Here is a 22,694-nt window from a genome sequence, read left to right as displayed (position 1 = left end):
CATGCCGCACAACAAGGAAGCGCGCCTGAACCGCCTGCTGAACGCCGGGCGCTGCCTGGACATCGCCGTGGACCACGGCGTCTGCAACGAACCCGGCTTCCTCGACGGGCTGGAAGACATGCCGGCCGTCATGGAGCAACTGGCCGCGGCGCGGCCGGACGCCATCCAGCTCAACTACGGCCAGGCCGAGCTGCTGCAGCAGCGCCCCGGCCGCGACAAGCCCGCGCTCGTGATGCGCCTGGACATGGGCAACCCCTATAACGCCACCGTCCACCGCGTCATGTGGGCGGTATTGCAAAACACGCAGGACCCGGTGCTGCCCGCCGTGCAGATGGACGCGGCCTGCGTCGTCGTCAACCTGTTCATGCTGCCGGACGAGCCCGACCTATTTCGCCAGTGCGTCGCCAACATCGCCCGTGTGCGCGCCGACTGCGACCGCTACGGCATGCCGCTGATGATAGAACCCCTGGTCATGGCGCCTCATTCGGCGCGCGGCGGCTACATGGTGGACGGCGACGCCGGGAAGATCGTGACGCTGGTCCGGCTCGCCCGAGAAATGGGCGCCGACATCGTCAAGGCGGACCCCACAAGCAACACCCAGGATTTTCATCGCGTGGTGCAGGCGGCGCGCTGCCCCGTGCTGGTGCGCGGCGGCGGGCGCGAAGACCTGCGGCAAGTGTTCGAGCGGTCCCGCGAGCTGCTGGACCAGGGTGCGATGGGCCTGGTGTACGGACGCAATGTCTACCAGCACGCCAATCCGTCGGCGGTGGTGCAGGCCTTGATGGCGATGATCCATCGGGGTGCCAGCGCGCGCGAGGCCTGGGGCATATATGAAGGCGGGGGAAGCGCGGCATAGGGAGCCTGCCCTCAGGCGATGCCGTTGGCCTTTTTCCACTTGCGCAGCCTCGCCCGCGCATTGGCATAGGGCGACGAGGTATTGAACTGGATCATCCGGCCCTGCGTGTACTTTTCATACCAGGGCGCGCCGTACAGCGAGGCATCGGTTTCCCGCTCGACCAATGCGACGATGCCGGCGTGGACTTCCGCAAACTGCCGCAGCAGGTCGGGGTAGCCCGCGCCCGCATGATCGGCATAAAACTTCTGCGCCAATCGACCCAGCTCGTTCCATCGATATCCGGTCTCGGGAAAATCCACCGGCAGGCCGTGCGCGCGCGCCGCGCACCACTTCAGCACCAGCCGGTTCCAGCCGATCAGATAGGCCACCAGGTCGGCCACGCTCATCCGCGTGCCCTGCGCGTGGCCTTCCAGCGTCGCGTCATGCGCACGCTCGGCCGGCACGCTGGCCAGGTCGGCAACCAGCTTCTGGTAGGTGCCGCGGATGGCATCCAGCAGTTCCTGCTTGGTTTGTGGCACAGCCATGCCTTGTCGCTCCCGGGGTGCGGCGGCAGGAGCCGCCCAAAAGAGCATATTTTCACCTGCCGCAGGCCTATCGGACAGCCTGCCCAGAGCCGCTTCCATGCAAAAATCGACCGCAACCGAAACAAGAACCAAGCGCCATGCACCCTCCCACCTGCACAACGAACCTGCCCGCCCAATGGCGCGACGAATTCGTCGGGGCCCTCATCGAACAGCAATCCATCGGGGAATCCCGGGCACAGGTGTTCCGCATCCGCCGCGCCGGCCAGCCAGACCTGTTTCTGAAGTCGGAAGCCGCCGGGACAGCATGCGAACTGCCGGACGAGATCGAACGACTGCAATGGATGGCCCGGCACGGCCTGCCGGCGCCTGCCGTGCTGGACGTCGCCACGGAACAGGAACGCCATTGGCTGCTCATGAGCGCCATCGCCGGACAGGACCTGGCCAGCGCCACCCACCTGCCGCCGTCGCGGGTGATCGGCCTGATGGCGGCGGCGCTGCGCGCCCTGCATCAGCTGCCTGTCGCGCAATGCCCCTTCGATCACCGGCTGGAGCTGCGCATGGCCGCCGCCAGGCAAGCCGTGGACGCCGGACTCGTCGACGAGGAGGATTTCGACGATGAACGGCTGGGCCTGACCGCCGCAGACGCCTATGCCCAGCTGCAGTCGACGCAGCCCGCGACCCATGATCTGGTGGTGGCTCACGGGGACGCCTGCCTGCCCAATTTCATGGCGCAAGACCAGGTCTTCACGGGCTACATCGACTGCGGCCGCCTTGGCGTCAGCGACCGCCATCAGGATCTTGCGCTGGCCGCGCGCAGCATCGCGCGCAACCTGGGCCAGGAATGGGTGGCGCCCTTCTTCAGCGCATACGGCATGGCGCCGGATGAAAGACGCCTGGCGTTCTACTGCCTGCTGGACGAGTTCTTCTAAGCACGAAAGAACCCGCCCCGCGCGCATGACATCCCGGGCGGAAAACCTCTGCCTACCGGCCCTTGGACCGAAGCTGCTCAAGCAGCGCGATATTGCGGGCATGGCGCGCCATGTTCCGGGGCCAGGTCGACAGCCGACCATCTGCAGATGCACGTGAACATGCAACGCCTGGAGATCGTCGACGACCTGCTCAAGGGGTGGCGGCACGAAGGACGTTTTCTTGAACTGCATGTCGCGCTGCGCCTGCACAGGCTGCGCAGAGGCTTGCGCGACACGACGGCAAGCGGGAATACCAGTGACCCGTTCGGCGGGGACGCCGGTTGGACCAGGCCTTGAGGCCTTCCCGCGCGATACGTGCCGCGGTACCGTCCGTTGCGCGCCTCCCGGCGCGCAACGGCGCATGCATGAACGGCGCCGCGCATCGGCGCCCGTTCATGCGTGCGCCAAGCGCTACCGCTGCTGGAATACCCGGCGCGCCGTCGTCAACGACACGACCGCCATCACCGCAATGGCGAACAGGTAGTAGCTGGGCGACAGCTTGGAGTCGGTGGTCGCTATCAGCCAGGTCAGGATGAACGGAGCAAAGCCACCAAAGATCGTCACGGCGATGTTGTAGCCCAGGGAAAGGCCGGTGGTGCGCACCTGCACGGGGAAGATCGCGGACATCAGCGCCGGCATGGGTGCGAAGTAAAAAGTGGCCAGCAAGCCCAGCACGACCTGCACGAACATCAGCACCGCCACCGTCGGATGCGTCACCAGCAGGTAGAACAAGGGATAGCAAAGCACGGCCGTCAATATCGCGGCAACCGACATGATGCGCGCAGGTCCGATGCGATCGGCGAGCGAACCGATGAAAGGCGAGCCCACGGTCATGATCACGCCCGTGACCAGCGTCGCCAGAAACCCGATCGTGGGCGGCAAACCCAGTTGGCGGATCGAATACGTCGGCATGTACAGGGCCAGATAGTTCCCCACCGACCCCAGGGCGACAAAGCCCACGGTCACCAGCAGGCGCATCTTCTGGCTTGCAAACATGTCGCTCAATGGCGAATCCGACGTCTTCGCGGCGCTGAATTCCGGCGTTTCATCCATATGGCGGCGGATGTAGTAGCCCACCGGCGCGATCAGCAGGCCAAAAATGAACGGCACGCGCCAGCCCCAGCTCTCCAGCTGCGCCTGCGTCAGCGAAGCATTGAGCACCGCGCCGAACAATGCGGCCAGCAGGATCGCCGCCCCCTGGCTGGCGACTTGCCAACTCGCGTAATAGGCGCGCCGGTCTGGCGCATACTCGATGAGGAACGCCGTCGCGCTCCCGAACTCCCCGCCCGCCGAAAAACCCTGGATCAGGCGGGCGATCAGGATGATCACCGACGCGGCCACTCCGATCTGGGCATAAGTCGGCACCAGGACGATGATCAAGGTGCCTATCATCATCAGGAAGATCGACATGGTCAGCGCCGCCTTGCGGCCCGCGCGGTCGGCATAGGTGCCCAGCACGATTGCGCCCAGCGGGCGCATCAGGAACGACACGCCAAACGAAGCCAGCGCAAGCAGCAGCGACGAGCTCTCACTGGCGGCAGGAAAGTAAAGCTTGGCGATGATCAGCGCGAACGTGCCATAGGCGATCATGTCGAACCATTCCAGCGCATTGCCTATCGACGCCGCGATCACGGCGCGGCGCGCCTGCGCACGCCGCTTGTCGACATCTGCTTGCCTGGCCGGGGCCGTCCTTGCCGCATCCCACGATGCATTCTCCGAGTAACTCATTTTTTCCCTCTGCTTTTTTATATGGACTATTCAATAGACTCTTTACTCGGCGGCCGTCAGATGATCCGCGAGCTTTCCCATGAACTGTTCGCATAGAAGAACTTGCGACAGCGCTACATACTCGTCTGCCCGGTGCGCCTGCTGCAGATTTCCGGGGCCGCAGATGACAGCGGTTATTCCCGCCCGCTGGAACAATCCGGCCTCGGTGCAATAAGCCACCTTTTCCGTACCGCGCGCTCCCGTCAATCTCTGCGCCAGCTGCGCGATCTCCGCCTGCGCGGCCGTGTCGAACCCGGGCACCTCCGCCAGCACCTCAAGCTCGATATCGGCCAATGGGCTCTCCGCCTTGATCCGGTCGCGCAGCTCGCCGGTGATATAGCGGCGCAAGCCGCCGATCACGTCCGGCGCCAGGACGCCCGGGATGGTTCGAAACTCGAATTCGAACTGGCACCGGTCGGGGATGGTGTTGACCGACAGGCCGCCCGAAATGACGCCGGTATTCGCCGTGGAAAACGGCACCTCGAAATCCCGATCGAACGGCCCGTGCTCGCGATGTCTGTCGGCCATGTCGCGTATATGGCAGATGGCCCGCGCCGCGTATTCGATGGCATTGACGCCATGCGGCGTCAGCGAAGAATGCGCGGCCCGCCCGTGCACGGTGCATCGGTACAGGTTGCTGCTCTTATGCGCGGAAATGACGCGCATCTCCGTGGGTTCTCCCACCACGCAGCTGTCCGGGCGTATGCCCAGGCGGGCCAATTCCTGCAGCATCGCGTCGGCCCCGAGGCACCCCACCTCCTCGTCATAGCTCAAGGCCAGGTGCACGGGCACGCGCAGACGCCGCGACGCGAACTCCGGCAGCATGGCGATCGCCACGCCGATAAAGCCCTTCATGTCGCAAGTGCCGCGGCCGTACAGCCTTCCGTCACGCACTTCGGGAACGAAAGGATCGCTGCTCCATGCCTGTCCGTCCACGGGGACCACATCCGTGTGGCCGGACAGCACGATGCCGCCTTGCGTGCCCCCGTCGTGGGCCGGCAGCGTCACGAAGAGATTCGCCTTGTCCTTGCCCGCGTTGTGGATCAGCCGGGGCGCGTGCCCGGCCGCCGTCAAATGATCCCGTACCGCTTCTATCAATCCCAGATTCGAGAGCCGGCTGGTGGTGTCGAACCGGACCAGCCGTTCGATCCACTCCAGCGAGCGTGGATGCTCAAGCGTATTCATCGGTCATCCCTCAAGGCAGGAATCGGGACAGGCGGTTCACGCCTTCGTCCAGGCGATCATGCGCGCTCGCATAGCACCAGCGCAGATACCCTTCGCCTTCTGGCCCGAATGCCGTGCCGGGCGCCAGGCCCAGACCGCCACGGGCAACCAGGTCCTTGCAGAACGAGAGGCTGTCGGTCACGCCCTGGATACGGAAGAACGTGTACATGGCCCCAGGCGCGCGGCCTGCCAGTTCGACGCCGGGAACCTCCTGGAGGCGCTGCGCGAGATGATCGCGGGCAAGACGCAGCCGCGCCACCGTGCGCGCGATCACCGGTTCGCCCTGCTCGAGCGCGCATTGCGCGGCGGTCTGCACAAACCCTGGCGTGCAGGTATTGCTGTATTCGATCAGCTTGCCGATTTCAGGGAGCACGGCGCGCGGCACCACCAGCCAGCCTATGCGCCAGCCGGTCATCAGCCACGCCTTTGAAAAGGAGTTGCAGCTGATCACCCGGTCGTTCTCGTCGGCGATATCCAGGAATGTCGGCGCAACGGTCGCGTCGTAGTAATAGCGCTCGTACACATCGTCGGAAATGATCCAGATCCCGTGCTTGCGGCAATGCTCGAGAACAACGCGCTGCTCCTGCGCCGACATGACCCAGCCGGTCGGATTGTTCGGCGAGTTCACCAGCAGCGCGCGCACATCGGGCGTCAAGGCGTCCAGCAGCGCATCGACATCCAGGCGCCAGCCCGCAGGCGAAAACGAGAGCGGAACCGTTGTGACACTCGCGCCCAGCACTTTGGGCATTTCCACCAGATTGGGCCAGAGCGGAGTCACCACGACCACATGATCGCCATTGCCGACGATGGCTTGCACCGCCGTCATCAGCGCCGAAGTTCCGGAACTGGTCACCGCGATATGGTCGACCTCGCGCCGGCTGTGCAGCTTGCTTACGTAAGAGGCCAGGCTATCCCGCAATGAGGGCACGCCCAGTGTCTGCACATAGAACGTCTGGCCCGACGCAATGTGCGCGATCGCCGCGTCGCGGAACGCCTGTGGCGTCTCTTCGTCGGGCTCGCCAAACCAGAACGGCAGCACGTCCGCGCGCCCCAGGCCCGCATTGGCGACTTCCCGTATCTGCGAAGACCGCAGGGTGCGCACGCCTGCGCGGGCAATCGGGCCCGCGCCTTCAATGAATGAATCTGAATGCATACTTGTTTCTATTGAAAGAAGAATGGGTAACGGCGGGCAGGCCGCCTAGCGCGTAGCGGAGTCGAATTGCGCCAGCGCCTGGCGCGCGCCGCGAGCCAGCCACGCCACGTCGGAATGCAAGGCAATGAACTGCACGCCTTGCCGCCGGTATGAAGCCGCCTCTTCGACGCTGTTGGCAAAGATCCCGACCGCTTTGCCCGCGGCCTTGCAGGCGCTGATCACCTTGGCCACGGCCTCCAGGACGGCCGCATGCGCCATGTCGCCCAGGTGCCCGAGACTGGCCGCCAGGTCCGCGGTGCCGATAAAGAGGCAGTCCGCGCCCGGCACTGCGGCAATCGCCTCGACATTGCGCACCGCGGCCGCCGATTCGATTTGCAGAATTGCGCAGGACTGCGCATTTGCGGCCCCGATGTAGCCGGGATCCTGTCCGTAAGTCCCGGCGCGCACCAGGCCCGCCACGCCACGCGTGCCGCCATTGCCATTGCTCGGAAAGTGCATCGAAGCAATGGCGTTGCGCGCGTCTTCGGCCGTATCGATGTTGGGAAAAACAATCGTCTGCGCACCGCAGTCCATGGCCCGCTTGACCAGCGCGGCATCGTTGGCGGTGACGCGCACCGCGGCGCTTGACGCGGCGCCATGCGCGCGAGCCGCGTCGATGGCCCGCAATTGAGCGACCAGGCTGCCCACGTCGTTGGGCGCGTGCTCCATGTCCACCACCAGCCAGTCGAAACCACAGTGCGCAATGGTTTCGGCGACAGCCGGGCTACCCAGCGTCAACCAGCATCCCCCCGAAGGCGCGCCGGCCAGCAATGCTTTGCGAATCGGATTCGATGTTTCCAAGACTGCTCCATAACAATCAGAAGGAGGCCTTTCCATGTGCTGACGGCCTCTGATTCAGCCCCACAAAGATACATGGGCTGAATGGAAAAAATTTCCGATTTTCTGGCCGATATATGTAAAATTTTGGAATGAAATCAGCTTAGATTCACAATCCTTGGAAGAATCATGCAGAGCAAGAATTTCGACCATACCGACATGCAGATTTTGGCCGCGCTCCAGGTGGACGGACGCCTTTCCAGCGCTGAATTGGCGGAACGCGTTTCGCTGACGCCGTCGCCCTGCTGGCGCCGCGTCAAACGGCTGGAAGACGACGGCGTCATCAGGGGCTACCGCGCCGAAGTGGACGTCAAGAAGCTTGGATTTGGCGTGACCGCTTTCGTGTCCATTTCACTGGACAAGAAAGGCGCCGCCCATGTCAAAGCATTCGAGGACGCCGTCAGGGACATTCCCGAAGTGCTTTCATGCCATTGCGTATCGGGCCGCTACGATCATCAGCTGACCGTCATCGCCCGTGACCTGGATGCCTTTGGCGACCTCACCCGCTACGTGCTGGGTGCTCTTCCCGGGGTCAAGGAGGTGTATACGTCCTTCGTCCTGAAGGAAGTGAAAGGGCTGGCGCACGCCATATCGCTGGCGCCGGAATAAGCAGCGCTGGAATCGGCCACGCGCCACCGCAACTGGCTGAGCCCTTTGCGCGCCGTCGCCAGGCCAGCGCTGCAGTACACACGGGGGTCCTTGTTTCCAGCAGGCCCCGAGCGCCCTTTCCAGCACATCAGGCGCTAGCGGCTACCCCTTCCGGCGGTCCAGTACAATTCCGGTTTGGCGACGTTGTGATCGCCCACCATCTGGACCAAAGCATGTTGCGACTGTCTGAAATCAAGCTGCCGTTGAACCACACGCCGGAAGAATTGCCCGCCGCGATTCTGAAAAAACTGGGCGTTCCGGCCAGCGACCTCCACGGCTTCACCATCTTCCTGCGCAGCTACGATGCGCGCAAGAAACACAATATCCTGCTGACCTACACGCTGGATATCGACGTGGAAAATGAAGCTGCGCTGCTCAAGCGCTTTCATGATGATCGCCACGTGCGGCCCACGCCCGACACCGAATACAAGTTCGTCGCCCAGGCGCCCGCCAGCCTGGAGAAGCGCCCCATCGTCATCGGCACCGGCCCCTGTGGCCTGTTTGCCGGGCTGGTCCTGGCGCAGATGGGCTTCAAGCCCATCATCCTGGAGCGCGGCAAGGCGGTGCGTGAACGGACCAAGGACACCTGGGGCCTGTGGCGCAAGCGGATCCTGAACCCGGAGTCGAACGTGCAATTCGGCGAAGGCGGCGCAGGCACCTTCTCCGACGGCAAGCTGTACAGCCAGATCAAGGATCCCAAGCACTACGGCGAGAAAGTCCTCAAGGAATTCGTGCTGGCCGGCGCGCCGGAAGAAATCCTGTACGTGGCCAAACCGCACATCGGCACGTTCCGCCTGGTGGGCATGGTGGAAGTCATGCGCGACACCATCACCAAGCTCGGCGGCGAAGTGCGGTTCTCCAGCAAGGTCGAAACGCTGCAGCGCGAGAACGGCCAGGTCACCGGCGTGACGCTGGCCAGCGGCGAGCATATCGAGGCCGACCACGTCGTGCTGGCGGTCGGCCACAGCGCGCGCGACACCTTCCAGATGCTGCACGACCAGGGCGTGTTCATGGAGGCCAAGCCATTCTCGATCGGCTTCCGGATCGAACACCCGCAATCGCTGATCGACAAAGCGCGTTTCGGCCCGAATGCCGGCCATCCGATCCTGGGCGCCGCGGACTACAAGCTGGTGCACCACGCCAGCAACGGACGTTCGGTGTACAGCTTCTGCATGTGCCCGGGCGGCACCGTGGTGGCGGCAACCTCCGAACCCAACCGCGTCGTCACCAACGGCATGAGCCAGTACTCGCGCAACGAACGCAACGCCAACGCCGGCATCGTGGTGGGCATCTCGCCTGAAGTCGATTACCCCGAACATGTGCTGGCGGGCGTGGATTTTCAGCGCAAATGGGAATCCCAGGCGTTTGAACTGGGCGGGGGCACTTATAGCGCGCCAGGCCAGCTGGTCGGCGATTTCATCGCGGGCAAGGCGTCCACGGAGTTTGGCTCCGTGCTGCCCTCGTACACCCCGGGCGTGCACCTGACCGACCTGGCCACCGCACTGCCCGAGTTCGCCATCACCGCGATCCGCGAAGCGCTGCCGGCGTTTGACAAGACCATCAAGGGTTTTGGCATGCATGACGCCGTGCTCACGGGCGTCGAAACGCGCACCTCGTCACCCATCCGCATCAGGCGCGACAACGAGACGCTGCAGAGCATCAACACCAAGGGCTTGTTCCCCGCTGGGGAAGGCGCGGGTTATGCGGGCGGGATCTTGTCCGCGGGGGTGGATGGGATCAAGATTGCCGAGGCGGTGGCCTTGAGTATCACAGGGCGGCAAGGATAAGCCGACGTTGGCAAGTCGTGGGAGGGTGTAAGCGGATAGCCTCAGCCTCTCACGGCACCATCGCTGCAAGCGCGGCTGCGGCCTGCTCCAGCCCTCCCAGAACGGCATCGGCAACACGCGGCGAGAAATCCCGCGGCAGGTCTGCCCGCAGCTCTGCGATGACCGCCGGCGTGCACGCCAGGATCTCCTCGACGATCGGCTCGGCGGTCGGCGCATAGCCGGCCTTCCTTGCGGTACTGCTGAAATGCCTGCGCTGGATGCCATGCATCTCGTAGTGCCGATTCTTGCCAAGCAAGGCCATGGCCGACCTGATGTCGTACGGCGACCAATGATTTGGCCCGTCGCCCAGCACGGGATACGCCGACATCACGTCGTACAGCGGGGTCAGCTGGAAGCGGCCGCGAGGCAGCAGTTGAATGCTGAAATTCTTCGCATGGCCATCTGGCGCACGCAGCAGCCAGAACAGGATCTGCGTAGCCATCAGCGTCTTCATGTCGGCCTCGGCATTCACCGACTGCCGCAGCGTGGCGAACAAGGCCCGCAGCCCCGGGCCTCCTTCGCTCTCGTACTTGCGCAGCGGCGAACAGCCTTCGACCTGGCAGAAATCTTCCTGCGGCAGCCGCATCAGCCACTTTCCGCCGGGCGCAAGGCGCCGGTCGAACCGCTCGACCACCAGAACCCGCTGCCGGCCAAACGTGGCGATATGCGCATCGGCCACATTCAATCCATAAGCCTTCAACAGCCTCAGGCACAGCCATTCATTGTCGACGGACGTGGTGAAGTCGGCCCTGCGCCCGCCCACCAAGCCTAGCGGAAGCTTGAAAATATGGCTCGTGGGCGTGGCGCCGCGCGGAGCGAGCCATTGGCCATTCCAGCGCAGGAACGCGGTCTTCTCCTGCGCACCCGCCAGAGAGATACGAAAGTCATCATCCGGATTCCGGGCCGCGGCAAAGGCCTGCGGCGAGACCGTCTCGATCAGGTGCCGCTCGATGTCCTCCTCGGACAAAGGCACACCCTCGATACGATCAAAGCCTTCGGGGATCTCGTCTTCCCCCAGTATCTGCACTGCGCCGACGCAATCGCGCCCAATGGCCGTCAGCAGGTCGAAGGGATCGGTCGATCCCGCCCTGAAGCGCTCGGCCACGCGCCTGCGGATAACGTCGCTGTCCGGCAGAAGGTTGTCGAAATAATTGGCGACCTTCTCGCCCTTGATCGGCAGGTTCTGCAGATTGAACGGCAGCGACAGAGACAGCGGCCGACCGATATCGGCATTGAGCCAGTCTCCGTCATATTGCAGCACCATCTCCCCACGTGCAGGAATGGTCCACCGGGCGACCCGGATCCCGTTGGTCCAGATGGACAGGCTGCGGCTGTGCGATCTGCGCCCCATGTCACCAATCCGTCGGCGTACCCGACAATGACGCATCGCCGTCTCGCCGCCCCACCGCCAGCTCCAGATCAAGCGCAGCGCACCACGCCAGCAATTGCTCCACGCTGATTTCGTGGGCGTTCATCTCCAGATGCGAAATCCGCGACTGGCTAAGGCCAATGCGGCCGGCCAGCGCGGACTGCGTCAGCCCCTTGGCCTTGCGGGCGGCCTGCAGCTCTGCGCCAAGCTGGTTGGCGGTGATGAGGATTTGAGAAGGCGATGGCATGGGAAAATATCTGATATCCAACTAAATTTAAAATAGCTGAAATTCAGATATTTAGCAAATATTTGTATATCAGATATTTCCAGCGGCGACGCTAATTGCCAAATTCGCGTTCACGCGCAGTCAGGGCCGACTTGGACGCCGCCACGAACGCAGTGGAAAAGACGATCTCATCGCATTGACAACGTCAGTTCTTAACGGAGCCTTGCTCCATTGAGTCTGACGCACTATATTTAGCTAATTAGCTAAATACCATATTCGCAATGAACGAAGAAAGCGTCTTCGCCGCCCTCGCCTCCACGCCCCGCCGCAGGATCCTCGCGTATCTCTCCGAGACTCCCCTGACGGCGGGCGAAATTGCCGCCCGTTTCGACATGACCAAACCTTCCCTGTCGAAGCACTTGCAGATCCTGGAGCACGCCGGACTGATCGAAAGCCAGAAGCTTGGCCAGTTCGTCCACTACCGCATCGCCGACGGCAACCTGCTGGGCACGTTGCACAACTATCTGTTGAACTTTTGCCCGGTGGGAGCACCGCTCAAGAAAGAGAGTGCCGCCCTGGCCAAGGCCAGGAAGCCCGCCGCCCCCGCAAGGCAGAAGCGCTAAAAGACGGTCCCGCATGCATCCCTCCCTCGCCTGCCCGGCTACCCTGCCAATGCGCGCCACCCGACGAACGGAAACCTTCCCCTTCGTGGCATTGCCAACTGGGCCCACCAGCGTGCCGATTGAAGTCAGCCTGATAGCGCGCTTAGGCCACGGGGCGGGAACGAAACTGTTCCACGACATGCTTGCCCGCCAACGACGGCACCACCAGTTCATCGACGCGCTCGACGAGCCCTCGGCGAAACTGGGAAGCAGCGACTTTGCCAAGGGTGACGCCACCGCGCTCTATTCCTTCGGTGTGGACAATCGCGGCCATCCTTTCCACCTCCACGCCGGCCACCGCATCTTCACCGCCATCTCGGGTAGTGGCGGCGCGCAACTGCGTTTTTCCAGCGCCACTTTGCAGGAGCTCGACCTAGACCCCGCCAGTTTCATTCGCGGCCTTCACTTCGTCGAAGTACCCCCAGACTGCCTTTTCACCGTCCGCTTTCCTGGCGGAACCTGGCACCAATTCTTACCGCTCGCGCCGGATTCGGGACATCCCGCATTCTTCGCCCTGTCCACGCACACCAACGAACTCGGCGGCCCGCTCAGCGACCAGGCTCGCCGGCAGGTTCTCGAAGGCAAAGGCGACATTCCATCGCTCACGCAACTGCTGCCCGATGCGGTGGCCGGGCTACTGGAACGCTGCCCCATCGACCGCGCCCGTGTGCCGACCATCATCCTGTCCCTGGACGAGCAACCCGGCAAAGGGCGCGAGGTCGCCAGCAAACGCTGTCGTTCGGCCATCGGCCATATCCGGGCCTTGCTGGCGCCCCGCCGCTCCCGCCCGGGCTTCGTCAGCCAGGTCGCAGCGGCGCAGATGCTCGAGCAGCGCGACCTTCCCGCCAGCTCTCTCCTGCTGGCACAATTGTCCGACCGAACCGTGCATCACCAGGACCGCTTCACCCTGACCGTGTCACCCCTGGCAAACCAAAGCCCTCCCGACGCCGACGCCGGCAAGCTGTTAGAGGACCTGCTGGGCAGCTTCCTGGCCCATCCCCACGCCGGCGTGACGCGCCTGATGGCCTTGCGGAACCTGCTGACGCGCCCCTTCAGGCTGCGCACCTCACCGCTGGCGTGCCCGGTCTCGTCACTGCTTGCGGAAACGTCGCCTCACTACTTCGCCGGCCATTATCCGGTGCACGCCTGGCGGGTGTCGGCAGACCGACGAACCGCGCAAGTCATCCTGGGCGCCGACGACAGGCACCTTGTGTTCCGCTCCTGTGTGGAGGTCGCCTACCTGCCGGACGGGCGCGTGGAGTTCGCCTTGTCGACGCGCGTCGCCTGCAACAATCTGCCCGGCCGCATTTACCTGGCGCTCATTTCCTGCGCGCACCGCAGGTACATCGCGCCAAGACTGCTGCAATCAGCCGTGGAATCCCTGCTCGCCGCTCGCTGGGAAGCCCCGTCGATGACGCTGAAGAGGGAAAACATCACTACCCCTTCCCCGGAACTCAGCCCAACTGAGTAGTCTGCAAGACGACTGAGCTTGGTTTTTTTATTAGCACGTAGCCAGATGGCGCCTATCGTTTGCCGAGGCATGTCGGACAGGCCAGGCCTACACGCGCGGCATCCCGATAGACGGCGAGGATGCCGACAAAAAAGGCGCCGAAGCGCCTTTTCCTTTACCGCGAAACAACCGACGGCATCACTCCCACTCAATCGTCGCCGGCGGCTTGCTCGATACGTCGTAAACCACCCGGTTGATCCCGCGCACTTCATTGATAATCCGCGAAGAAACCCGAGCCAGCAAGGGATGCGGCAACGGCGCCCAATCGGCGGTCATGAAGTCAAACGTCTGCACCGCACGCAGCGCCACGACATACTCATACGTGCGCCCGTCGCCCATCACCCCCACCGACTTCACCGGCAGGAACACGGCAAACGCTTGCGACGTCAGCTCGTACCAGGTCAGGCCGCTGGCCTCGTCCTTGGTATTGCGCAGTTCTTCAATGAAGATCGCATCCGCGCGGCGCAGCAGTTCGGCATATTCATGCTTCACTTCGCCCAGGATACGCACGCCCAACCCCGGACCGGGGAACGGATGGCGGTAAACCATCTGCGGCGGCAGGCCCAGCGCCACGCCCAGTTCGCGGACTTCGTCCTTGAACAGTTCGCGCAGCGGTTCCAGCAGTTGCAGGTTCAGCGTGTCCGGCAGGCCGCCCACGTTGTGGTGCGACTTGATCGAAGTGGCCTTGCCCGTCTTGGCGCCGGCGGATTCGATGACGTCGGGGTAGATCGTGCCCTGGGCCAGCCACTTGGCGCTTTGCTGCTTGCCGGCCTGTTCCTGGAACACTTCGACGAATTCGCGGCCGATGATCTTGCGCTTGGCTTCGGGGTCGGCGACGCCGGCCAGCTTGCCCATGAATTGCGCGGTGGCGTCGACGTGAATGATCTTCACGCCCATGTTTTCGGCGAAGGTCTGCATGACCTGCTTGCCTTCGTCCAGGCGCAGCAGGCCATGGTCGACGAACACGCAAGTGAGCTGGTCGCCGATGGCCTTGTGGATCAGCGCGGCGGCAACCGACGAATCCACGCCGCCGGACAGGCCCAGGATGACTTCGTCCGTGCCGACCTGCTCGCGGATGCGGGCGACAGCTTCGGAGACGTAGTCGGGCATGTTCCAGTCGCCCTGGCATTCGCAGATCTCGTTCACGAAGCGCGCCAGCATGGCCTTGCCCTGAACGGTATGCGTGACTTCGGGGTGGAACTGGACGGCGTAGAAGCGGCGGTCTTCGTCGGCCATGCCGGCGATGGGACACGACGGGGTGGACGCCATCAGCTTGAAGCCCGGGGGCAGCTCGGTGACCTTGTCGCCGTGGCTCATCCAGACCTTCAGCATGCCATGGCCTTCAGCCGTGCTGAAGTCTTCCAGGCCTTCCAGCAGCTTGGTGTGGCCGTGGGCGCGGACTTCGGCGTAGCCGAATTCACGGTGGTCGGAGAAGCTGACCACGCCGCCCAGTTGCTGCGCCATGGACTGCATGCCGTAGCAGATGCCGAGCACGGGCACGCCCAGCTCAAACACCGCATGCGGCACGCGCATGGAGCCTTCTTCGTAGGCGGAGGCGTGGCTGCCGGACAGGATGATGCCCTTCAGGCCTTGCGCCATCTGGTCGCGCACGAAGGCGTCGTCGACGTCGCCCGGGTGGACTTCGGAATAGACGCCGGCTTCGCGGACGCGGCGGGCGATCAGCTGGGTGACTTGCGAACCGTAGTCAAGGATGAGGATGCGCTGGTGCATGGAGACTCTACCGGTTGGAAATAAAACCGCACCGGCAGACCCGCTGATCTTTGCGGTTCTGCCGGTGCGTGATGCATGACATTGTAGTTGACTGTGCGGATCAGTCGGCGCGGTAGTTGGGCGCTTCCTTGGTGATCTGCACGTCGTGCACATGGGACTCGCGCACGCCCGCGGAGGTGATCTCCACGAATTCGGCCTTGGTGCGCATGTCGTCAATGGTGGCGGCGCCGCAGTAGCCCATCGAGGCGCGAATGCCGCCGACCAGTTGGAAAATGATGGCCAGCACGCTGCCCTTGTAGGGGACGCGGCCTTCGATGCCTTCCGGAACCAGCTTGTCGGCGTTGTTGGACGGATCCTGGAAGTAACGGTCGGCGGAGCCTTCCGTCATGGCGCCCAGGCTGCCCATGCCGCGGTAGGACTTGTACGAGCGGCCCTGGAACAGCACGATTTCGCCCGGCGCTTCTTCGGTGCCGGCGAACATGCCGCCCATCATGCAGGCGAAAGCGCCGGCGGCCAGCGCCTTGGCGACGTCGCCCGAGTAGCGGATGCCGCCGTCGGCGATCAGCGGAACGCCCGTGCCTTCCAGCGCCTTGGCGACTTCGGAAATGGCATGGATCTGCGGCACGCCCACACCGGCCACGATACGCGTGGTGCAGATGGAGCCGGGGCCGATACCGACCTTCACGCCGTCGGCGCCGTACTCGACCAGCGCGCGCGCGGCGGCGGCGGTGGCGATGTTGCCGCCGATGACGTCAACCTTGGGGTAGTTCTGCTTGACCCAGCGCACGCCTTCCAGCACGCCCTTGGAGTGGCCGTGCGCGGTGTCGACGATCAGCACGTCGACGCCGGCGGCAACCAGCTTTTCCACGCGCTCTTCGGTGCCGGCGCCCACGCCCACGGCCGCGCCGACGCGCAGCTGGCCTTGGGCATCCTTGCTGGCCATCGGATGTTCAGTGTTCTTGACGATGTCCTTGACGGTGGCCAGGCCACGCAGTTCAAAGCCGTCGTTCACGATCAGCACGCGTTCCAGACGGTGCTTGTGCATCAGGGCCTGCGCTTCGTCGAGCGTGGCGCCTTCCTTCATGGTGATCAGGCGTTCCTGCGGCGTCATGATGTTGCGCAGGGGCTGATCCAGGTTCTCTTCAAACCGCAGGTCGCGGTTGGTGACGATGCCGACCAGCTTGCGGCCTTCGACGACCGGCAGGCCCGAGATGCCATGCTGGCGCTGCAACGCAATGGCGTCGCGCACTTTCATCTGGGGGGTGACGGTGACCGGATCGATCACGATGCCGAATTCGTGGCGCTTGACGCGAGCCACTTCACGCGCTTGGGCGTCGGCGGACATATTCTTGTGAATGATCCCGATGCCGCCCTCTTGCGCCATGGCGATGGCCAGGCGCGATTCGGTGACGGTGTCCATGGCGGCGGACACAAGCGGGATATTCAGGCTGATATTGCGAGTCAGGCGCGTGGCCAGGGAGGTGTCGCGCGGCAACACCTCGGAATACGCAGGCACCAACAACACATCGTCGAAGGTGAGCGCTTTTTGAACGAGACGCATGGGTAACTCCGGGCGCAAAGCAAGATTATACGCCGCCTGCATGTTTTGACTAGGTGTTCACCCTAGGTTTGAACGTAAATTTTATCGTCCGGGACAGGAAATCTGGCACACCCAAAAATTTTACCCGGATTATATTGACAGGTATTTTTACCGGGGTAATAATTCGATCACTAATTCACCCGGATAAAAACAAGGACACCCCCATGACTACCCCCCTTTCCTCCGACCCGCATACCGCGTTCGAAGGCCACCGCATCCTTGCCGCCGGCCGGCTGGCCGACGTGGCGCTGGCCGTCAAGCAAGCCATGTCCATGCGCGGCAACCACACCATCCTGGTCTTCCAGGATTCGTCGGGCAAGCAGGTGGATCTGGACCTGAGCGGCGGCGACGCGCAGGTCCTCGCGCGGTACACGCCGGCGGACACCCCTGGCCCCGCCGGCGAGGAAGCGGACGCCGCCCCGCGCGGGCGCGGCCGGCCCAAGCTGGGCGTGGTGCCGCGCGAGGTGACCTTGCTGCCCCGTCACTGGGAGTGGCTGGGCGCGCAGCCCGGCGGCGCCTCGGTCGCGCTGCGCAAGCTGGTTGAACAGGCCCGCCGCGACAACGAGGCGCAGGATGCGCGGCGCCAGCGCCAGGAGGCCGCCTACGGTTTCATGGCAAGCATGGCGGGTGACCTGCCCGGTTTCGAGGAAGCGACGCGCGCGCTCTACGCCGAGGACCGCGAACGTTTCGCGCGGCAGATCGCGCAATGGCCGCAGGATGTGCGCGGCTACGCGATGAGCCTGGCGTGGGGCGCATGAAGCCCGGCCCCACGCCTGAGCGGCTTTCCCGATGAAAACCAGAACCCTGCTTCTCCTGGCGCTGGTCGCCGTGCCCGCCGCCCTGTGGGGCTGGCGGGCCTATCACCAGCCGGGCGAATCGGACATCCCCGCCCTGGAGGCTTTGCTCGACTTTGCCCAGGCACGGCAAATCTCCGGTTACGCGGCCACCGAGACCTGGCAAAGCCTGACCCTGCCGGACAAGCGCCTCTGCGAATCCGACGGCCAGGTCTGCGGCCTTACAGGCAATACGGATTTCGACGCCTTCGACCCGGGCAGCCGTGCGCTGCACGCCGGCCTGGGCCAGCGCATCCGCGAACTGGGGCTGGCGGTCGACACCGTCCATATTCAATACGACAAGACGGGCGCGGTCCGCGAGGCGCAGCTGGGCATCGCCAACCGGCATCTGCTCTGGTATGTGTATTCGCCCGGCCAGCCCTGGGTTTCGTCGCACCCGCAGCTGGCGGTCACGCACCTGGCGGGTGATTGGTACCTGGAAGAGGATACCGATTGGAACTAGGCTTGAATTGACGCCCGCGCCGGCCGCCTATATTTTCATACCCACGTTATCGATCTTCATCGGGGCCGTCTCCATGCCGCAACTGGTTCTGCTGTTGTTGGGCGTGAAGTATCTGCGCCAGCGCTGGCGCGCGCTGTCCATCGCGGGAGCCGTCTTCCTGGCCGCCGGGATCGTCGTCTTCATCGATGCGCTGGACGGGGCGGCCTACTTTCCCTTGAACGCCTTCGCCGTCCTGTTCATCGTCGAAGGACTGGGCACGCTGCTCATCGCCTCCTCCGGGGTCGGCGGCCAGCGGGTTCTGCGTTATGCCAAGGGCCTGTTCGTGCTGCTGGCGGGCGGCCTGATCCTGGCCGGTCATCACCATGGGCACTTCGTGCTGTCGATGATTTTTGGCGCACTGTTCCTGGTGGATGGCCTGCTGCAGTGCATTGCCGGCTACGTGGTGCGCTACGAGCGCTGGCGCTATGCGTTTGCGGGCGGCGTGGCCGAAATCCTGCTGGCCATTTTCTTCTTTCAGCCCTATCCCACCAACTACCTGGGCACCGTGCCATATTGCCTGGGCCTGTTCCTGGGCATCGCGGGCGTGAAGCTGCTGTGGCTGGCGCGCCGCGTCAAGCACCTGGCCTCCAATCCGGCCTTTGCCGCCACCCAATCGCTGGGATTCGCGCCCACCGCGCCCGCGCAGACGGCGGCGCCGCTCTGGGACGGCCCGCCCGCCGATTCGGAACAGGCGCTTACCGTACACGTCTGGACGCCGTCGGGTTCGGCCAAGGCGGAAACGCGCAGCTATCCGGTGGTGGACCGGTACATCGCGGCGGTGGATGTCAATGGCGTGATCTCCACCGGCCACGCGGCGCTGGAATCCCCCGAGGGCATCTATATCAGCCTGTATCCCAAAGAGGAGATCGACCGGTCGCCCGATGATTTCAGCGCCCTGCTCCGCGCCACGGCCGAAAACGACATTCCGGGTGTCTACCAGCCCGACTACGCCACCGAGTCCAAGGCCTGGTGCCCATCGACCGTCCGCGTGCGGATCCGCAACTACGACGCGGAAAAGCTGGCCGCCTTCTGGGAGGAATACCGGAAGAACTCCACCTACAACCTGACCCACCGCAACTGCTCCAGCAGCGTCGCGCGGGCGCTGGACGCCGCGCTCGATGGCGTGGTGGGACGCCTGCATGGCCACGAGGCCGGCTGGCGGGTGCTGGTCCGGCTGTTGCTGACGCCCGAACTGTGGGTGGCGTCGCAGATCCGCAAGCGCGCATTGACGATGGCCTGGACGCCGGGCCTGACCCTGGATTACGCCCGCGCCATGAGCATGTTGGCCGATCCACGCCCCTTCGGCTGGTGGAAGATGTCCCAGAGCGCGCTGCGCCGCATCGCACTGTTGCGCGAAAGCTGGCGGGCGCAAGACAAGGAGGCGCCGGCGCGCCGGCCCAGGACCTGAGGGGTCCAAAAGCTGTTGCAATTGTTCCCTGGAGAAACCCAGGTGGCGGGCGTAACGTGAAAAGAGCGGCATATGCCGCGGCACCTGGTCAGGTACGCATCATGACGCCCAACACTCCCCGCCCCGATCCACGCCATGCGGCGCCCGACGCCGCCGCGCCCGAAACGCATGCGCCCCCGCATGCCGACAAAGAGCGCGCCAGGTCGGATCAGCAGCACGAAGAAGCCCGGCGCAAGGCGCTGGTCGGCTCGCAGCACAAGGAAAACACCCGCAGCGTCGCCGCCCCGCGCTATCACGGGCATCGCGGCGGCTAGCGGCCCGCCCTCCAAGCGCCGTATTCGCCGGCAGCGCCCGCAGGCCCGATGCGCTCGTATTGGACCTGCGGGCGGACGCGTGCCGCGCAAATGCGTGGCACGCTCGCCGATCCGGATTTATGAGGTATGTTGTGGAAACTACCGGTAGATCCAGACCATGCAGCCCGACGACAACTACCTCCTCTACGACGGCGATTGCCCCTTCTGCTCCAACTATGTGCGGATGATGCAGCTGCGCAAGGCCGCGGGCCCGATCGCCTTGCTGAATATGCGCGACCATCCCGAGCTGGCCGCCAAGCACCGGGCGCAAGGCTATGACCTCAATCAGGGCATGCTCCTGCACCTGGACGGCCGGGACTATTGGGGCGCGGACTGCATCCACAGGCTGGCCTTGCTCAGCACGGGCAATGATCTGTTCAACCGGGTGAACGCCGCGATCTTCAGCAGTTCCTGCCTGTCCAAGGCGCTTTATCCCTTCATGCGCACAGGCCGCAGCCTGACGCTGACGCTGCTGGGCAAAAAGAAAATGCTGTAATGCGCGGCATGCAGATCAACTCGTGTGAATTCGATCAAGGGATGACCGGATGAAGTACGCTCTGGGCGCCTTGCTGTTGGCGCTGACGCTGGGCCCCGTCGCGTATCGCCGCATGCAGCGCAGGCCTGGGGACTCCGGCCGCGCCATGGCTGGCGACATGGTCGCCGGCGCCGCCATCTACGCGTTTCTGGGCCCGGCCATGGGCATGGCCGTGGTTGCCCTGATCATGACCATCGGCGCAAGAAGCATGGACGGCCTGATGCTGGGGCTCTACGGCTTGCCCTGGGCCTATCTTTTTGGCGCCGTGCCGGCCCTGCTTTGCGGGTTGGCTGCAGGCGCGCTCAAACCGCTCGCGCCGTCGTGGCGCGCCAATCTGCGCATGGCAGCCCTGGGCGCGGTGTATGCCTTCACCTTCCTGCTGATGTTCTCGCGCCGCGACGTGTCCTGGTCGGAACTGGGGTTTCCCTTGTACATGGGCGCCCTGCCCGGCGCCGCCGCCGCGCTGCTGTGCGCGCGGCTGCTCTACGGCAAGCCCGCGCCTATTCGCTAGCCCAGCGCAGTTGCGGCGCAGGCGCGCCGTGCTCGTGAAAGTACAGCAGCGCGGACGCCGCCAAGGTCCGGTCCACGCATTGGAACTGCGGGTAGCTGCCCATCTGGCCGCCTGCAACCAGATCCTGATCCAGATCTTCGGACTTGGCCGGGTCGATCAGCGTATGTATCTCCACGTCACCGCCCAGAGACATGAATACGATATAGCCGCCATCGCCGCCGCCGATCGACAGGACGGTGTCGTCATCGATCACGAAAGCGGTCGAACTGAACACCGCGCCATCCAGCCTGTCCAGCGCGGCAAGCAGATCGCTCTCGGTGGGGGCCTCGTATGCACGCGCCTGCATCCGGTCGCCCTGACGCATATCTTCGACGATTCTGATTATTTTCACGGTCTTCCAGGCGCCCTGGGCAGCGCGGTAAGGGATGGTCACGATCCACGTGAGGGTCCACGGCCGATACTACATCGGCCGTGGACCGGACTGCCAGGACGGCGCTTTACTGCTTTCCAGCCCAGCCGCGCTCGAAGAAGAACCGCAGCATCTCGGCCGTGGCGTCCGGACCGGTCCGGTCGGTATAGGAACCCTGCTCCGTTCCGCCGGCCCAGGCGTGGCCGGCGCCATGGACGTCCCAGCGTTCGGCGATGATGTCGCCCGCCGCGTTGCGATACACGTGCCTGGTGCTGTGGCGCTTGCCGGCAGCGCCCGGCACGCGCAGGGTCTCGGCGCGCACGCCTGGCCCCGCACTGGCTGCGATCACGCTTTCGGCGTTGCCCGGATGCACCGTCGCGTCGCGGTCCCCATGGAACACGATGGTAGGGACGCCGCTACCCGCCGGCGCGCCAGCCCGTATGCCCGCGCCCTTCATGGCGGCCAGCGCGGACGGAAGATCGGACGCCACGCCGGGCGCCAGCCCCGAATGCACGCCCGCCGCCGCATACAAGCCGGGATAGGCGCCGGCCAGGATCGCGGCCATGGCCCCGCCCGCCGACAGGCCGGCCACATAGACGCGCCCGGCATCAATGGGATGGGCGCCGATCACGTCGCGTGTCATGCCCGCCAGGATCGACGGTTCGCCCCGCCCCTGCTGTTGGTGATTGTGCTTGAACCAGTTCCAGCACTTCTGGGGATTGGCTTCGCGCGATTGCACCGGATACAGCACATAGAAGCCCTGCTCGCGCGCCGCCGCATTCATGGCGGTGCCGGCGGCGAAGTCGTCGGCGTCCTGGGTGCAGCCATGCAGCATGACCACCAGCGGCCGGGGCGTGTTGTCCGGGTTGGGCGGCACGTACAGCTTGTAGCCGCGCTGCCCCGCCGAATTGCGGAATGATCCCGCGATGAACGTGTCGCCGCGGACGCCAGCCGGGCGCGCGGGGGTGACGACATCGTCGGAGGTTGCCTGCCCTGCGCCGGGCGAGTCCGGGATCTCCCAGGCTTCGACCTCTATAACGTCGGAGTCGTCCCGCCGGGCGTGGGCGGCGGGCAGGCCGCCGCGCAAGGCGGCCTGGATCGCGGCGGTTGCCGCGGCCAGATCGCCGGATCGCGTGAGCTGGGTTGCCTGGCTCATGAGTTGCTGGAATTCAGGGTGCATGGGGTGACCTTCTTGCGGCGGGA

The 22,694-nt window shown here is 64.6% G+C and carries 24 protein-coding genes; 13 read left to right on the top strand and 11 right to left on the bottom strand.

Translation table 11 applies throughout. The annotated features are described in order from the left end of the window. Position 1: 1 nt before the first annotated feature. The gene (locus HLG70_RS04680; protein WP_171663721.1) at positions 2–856 is read left to right on the top strand and encodes a class I fructose-bisphosphate aldolase; all 855 of its coding nucleotides are present in this window, start codon (positions 2–4) and stop codon (positions 854–856) included. A gap of 11 nt (positions 857–867) precedes the next feature. Here HLG70_RS04680 and HLG70_RS04675 read toward each other — a convergent pair whose 3' ends face one another. Continuing rightward, the gene (locus tag HLG70_RS04675; RefSeq protein ID WP_171663722.1) at positions 868–1,380 is read right to left on the bottom strand and encodes a ClbS/DfsB family four-helix bundle protein; all 513 of its coding nucleotides are present in this window, start codon (positions 1,378–1,380) and stop codon (positions 868–870) included. A gap of 137 nt (positions 1,381–1,517) precedes the next feature. On the opposite strand from HLG70_RS04675, the gene HLG70_RS04670 reads away from it, so the two are divergent. Beyond that, positions 1,518–2,309: an APH(3')-II family aminoglycoside O-phosphotransferase gene (locus tag HLG70_RS04670; RefSeq protein WP_171663723.1), complete on the top strand. Its 792-nt coding sequence runs from the start codon at positions 1,518–1,520 to the stop codon at positions 2,307–2,309. A 153-nt stretch (positions 2,310–2,462) separates the two neighbouring features. After that, on the top strand, positions 2,463–2,645 hold the full coding sequence (locus HLG70_RS04665) for a hypothetical protein (protein ID WP_171663724.1): 183 nt from the start codon (positions 2,463–2,465) through the stop codon (positions 2,643–2,645). A 114-nt stretch (positions 2,646–2,759) separates the two neighbouring features. Here HLG70_RS04665 and HLG70_RS04660 read toward each other — a convergent pair whose 3' ends face one another. From HLG70_RS04660 to HLG70_RS04645, 4 genes are read right to left on the bottom strand one after another with little or no spacing between them, the layout of a single operon-like run. Then, positions 2,760–4,076 carry an MFS transporter gene (locus HLG70_RS04660; RefSeq protein WP_171663725.1) on the bottom strand — a complete coding sequence of 439 codons (1,317 nt, stop codon included), beginning with the start codon at positions 4,074–4,076 and terminating at the stop codon, positions 2,760–2,762. A gap of 42 nt (positions 4,077–4,118) precedes the next feature. Further along, positions 4,119–5,300, bottom strand: coding sequence for an acetylornithine deacetylase (argE, locus tag HLG70_RS04655; RefSeq protein WP_171663726.1), 1,182 nt, complete (start codon positions 5,298–5,300; stop codon positions 4,119–4,121). Between the two features lie 10 nt (positions 5,301–5,310). Then, positions 5,311–6,492, bottom strand: coding sequence for a pyridoxal phosphate-dependent aminotransferase (locus HLG70_RS04650; protein ID WP_171663727.1), 1,182 nt, complete (start codon positions 6,490–6,492; stop codon positions 5,311–5,313). A gap of 45 nt (positions 6,493–6,537) precedes the next feature. Continuing rightward, the gene (locus HLG70_RS04645; RefSeq protein WP_171663728.1) at positions 6,538–7,368 is read right to left on the bottom strand and encodes an HpcH/HpaI aldolase family protein; all 831 of its coding nucleotides are present in this window, start codon (positions 7,366–7,368) and stop codon (positions 6,538–6,540) included. A 129-nt stretch (positions 7,369–7,497) separates the two neighbouring features. On the opposite strand from HLG70_RS04645, the gene HLG70_RS04640 reads away from it, so the two are divergent. Both HLG70_RS04640 and HLG70_RS04635 read left to right on the top strand, forming a co-directional pair. Then, positions 7,498–7,977 carry an Lrp/AsnC family transcriptional regulator gene (locus HLG70_RS04640; RefSeq protein ID WP_171663729.1) on the top strand — a complete coding sequence of 160 codons (480 nt, stop codon included), beginning with the start codon at positions 7,498–7,500 and terminating at the stop codon, positions 7,975–7,977. Between the two features lie 212 nt (positions 7,978–8,189). After that, positions 8,190–9,803 carry an NAD(P)/FAD-dependent oxidoreductase gene (locus HLG70_RS04635; protein ID WP_171663730.1) on the top strand — a complete coding sequence of 538 codons (1,614 nt, stop codon included), beginning with the start codon at positions 8,190–8,192 and terminating at the stop codon, positions 9,801–9,803. 49 nt (positions 9,804–9,852) lie between these two features. Here the strand turns inward: HLG70_RS04635 and HLG70_RS04630 are convergent, their stop codons facing one another. Both HLG70_RS04630 and HLG70_RS04625 read right to left on the bottom strand, forming a co-directional pair. Further along, a complete protein-coding gene (locus HLG70_RS04630; protein ID WP_171663731.1) occupies positions 9,853–11,193 on the bottom strand; it encodes a type II toxin-antitoxin system HipA family toxin in 1,341 nt (446 codons plus the stop codon). Between the two features lies 1 nt (position 11,194). Continuing rightward, on the bottom strand, positions 11,195–11,458 hold the full coding sequence (locus HLG70_RS04625) for a helix-turn-helix domain-containing protein (protein WP_171663732.1): 264 nt from the start codon (positions 11,456–11,458) through the stop codon (positions 11,195–11,197). Positions 11,459–11,718: 260 nt separating this feature from the next. Here HLG70_RS04625 and HLG70_RS04620 point away from each other — a divergent pair, with 260 nt between their 5' ends. Next, the gene (locus tag HLG70_RS04620; protein ID WP_171663733.1) at positions 11,719–12,060 is read left to right on the top strand and encodes a metalloregulator ArsR/SmtB family transcription factor; all 342 of its coding nucleotides are present in this window, start codon (positions 11,719–11,721) and stop codon (positions 12,058–12,060) included. 13 nt (positions 12,061–12,073) lie between these two features. After that, positions 12,074–13,570 carry a DUF2867 domain-containing protein gene (locus HLG70_RS04615; protein WP_171663734.1) on the top strand — a complete coding sequence of 499 codons (1,497 nt, stop codon included), beginning with the start codon at positions 12,074–12,076 and terminating at the stop codon, positions 13,568–13,570. A gap of 177 nt (positions 13,571–13,747) precedes the next feature. Here HLG70_RS04615 and guaA read toward each other — a convergent pair whose 3' ends face one another. After that, positions 13,748–15,340 (bottom strand): glutamine-hydrolyzing GMP synthase, encoded by a 1,593-nt coding sequence (gene guaA / locus HLG70_RS04610; RefSeq protein WP_171663735.1) that lies wholly within the window; start codon positions 15,338–15,340, stop codon positions 13,748–13,750. 100 nt (positions 15,341–15,440) lie between these two features. Beyond that, a complete protein-coding gene (guaB, locus tag HLG70_RS04605; protein WP_171663736.1) occupies positions 15,441–16,901 on the bottom strand; it encodes an IMP dehydrogenase in 1,461 nt (486 codons plus the stop codon). Positions 16,902–17,104: 203 nt separating this feature from the next. Between guaB and HLG70_RS04600 the strand changes: the two genes are divergently transcribed. From HLG70_RS04600 to HLG70_RS04575, 6 genes are all read left to right on the top strand, one after another. Beyond that, positions 17,105–17,698: a DUF2239 family protein gene (locus HLG70_RS04600; protein WP_171663737.1), complete on the top strand. Its 594-nt coding sequence runs from the start codon at positions 17,105–17,107 to the stop codon at positions 17,696–17,698. Positions 17,699–17,729: 31 nt separating this feature from the next. Next, on the top strand, positions 17,730–18,236 hold the full coding sequence (locus tag HLG70_RS04595; RefSeq protein ID WP_171663738.1) for a hypothetical protein: 507 nt from the start codon (positions 17,730–17,732) through the stop codon (positions 18,234–18,236). Between the two features lie 73 nt (positions 18,237–18,309). Next, complete coding sequence (locus tag HLG70_RS04590) at positions 18,310–19,683, top strand: HdeD family acid-resistance protein (RefSeq protein ID WP_171663739.1); 1,374 nt, start codon at positions 18,310–18,312, stop codon at positions 19,681–19,683. 101 nt (positions 19,684–19,784) lie between these two features. Beyond that, the gene (locus tag HLG70_RS04585) at positions 19,785–19,997 is read left to right on the top strand and encodes a hypothetical protein (RefSeq protein ID WP_171663740.1); all 213 of its coding nucleotides are present in this window, start codon (positions 19,785–19,787) and stop codon (positions 19,995–19,997) included. Positions 19,998–20,154: 157 nt separating this feature from the next. After that, positions 20,155–20,532 (top strand): DCC1-like thiol-disulfide oxidoreductase family protein, encoded by a 378-nt coding sequence (locus HLG70_RS04580; protein WP_171663741.1) that lies wholly within the window; start codon positions 20,155–20,157, stop codon positions 20,530–20,532. A 49-nt stretch (positions 20,533–20,581) separates the two neighbouring features. Next, positions 20,582–21,082 (top strand): hypothetical protein, encoded by a 501-nt coding sequence (locus tag HLG70_RS04575; RefSeq protein ID WP_171663742.1) that lies wholly within the window; start codon positions 20,582–20,584, stop codon positions 21,080–21,082. On the opposite strand, the gene HLG70_RS04570 is transcribed toward HLG70_RS04575, so the two are convergent. Then, positions 21,072–21,473, bottom strand: a complete 402-nt coding sequence (locus HLG70_RS04570; protein ID WP_171663743.1) for an Imm1 family immunity protein — start codon at positions 21,471–21,473, stop codon at positions 21,072–21,074. The genes HLG70_RS04575 and HLG70_RS04570 overlap by 11 nt on opposite strands. A gap of 106 nt (positions 21,474–21,579) precedes the next feature. After that, complete coding sequence (locus HLG70_RS04565; RefSeq protein ID WP_171663744.1) at positions 21,580–22,671, bottom strand: extracellular catalytic domain type 1 short-chain-length polyhydroxyalkanoate depolymerase; 1,092 nt, start codon at positions 22,669–22,671, stop codon at positions 21,580–21,582. Positions 22,672–22,694: the final 23 nt, after the last annotated feature.

Origin of the sequence: Achromobacter deleyi, assembly GCF_013116765.2 — a bacterium.
Classification (GTDB): domain Bacteria; phylum Pseudomonadota; class Gammaproteobacteria; order Burkholderiales; family Burkholderiaceae_B; genus Achromobacter; species Achromobacter deleyi_A.
This window is presented reverse-complemented; position numbering and strand designations above follow the sequence as displayed.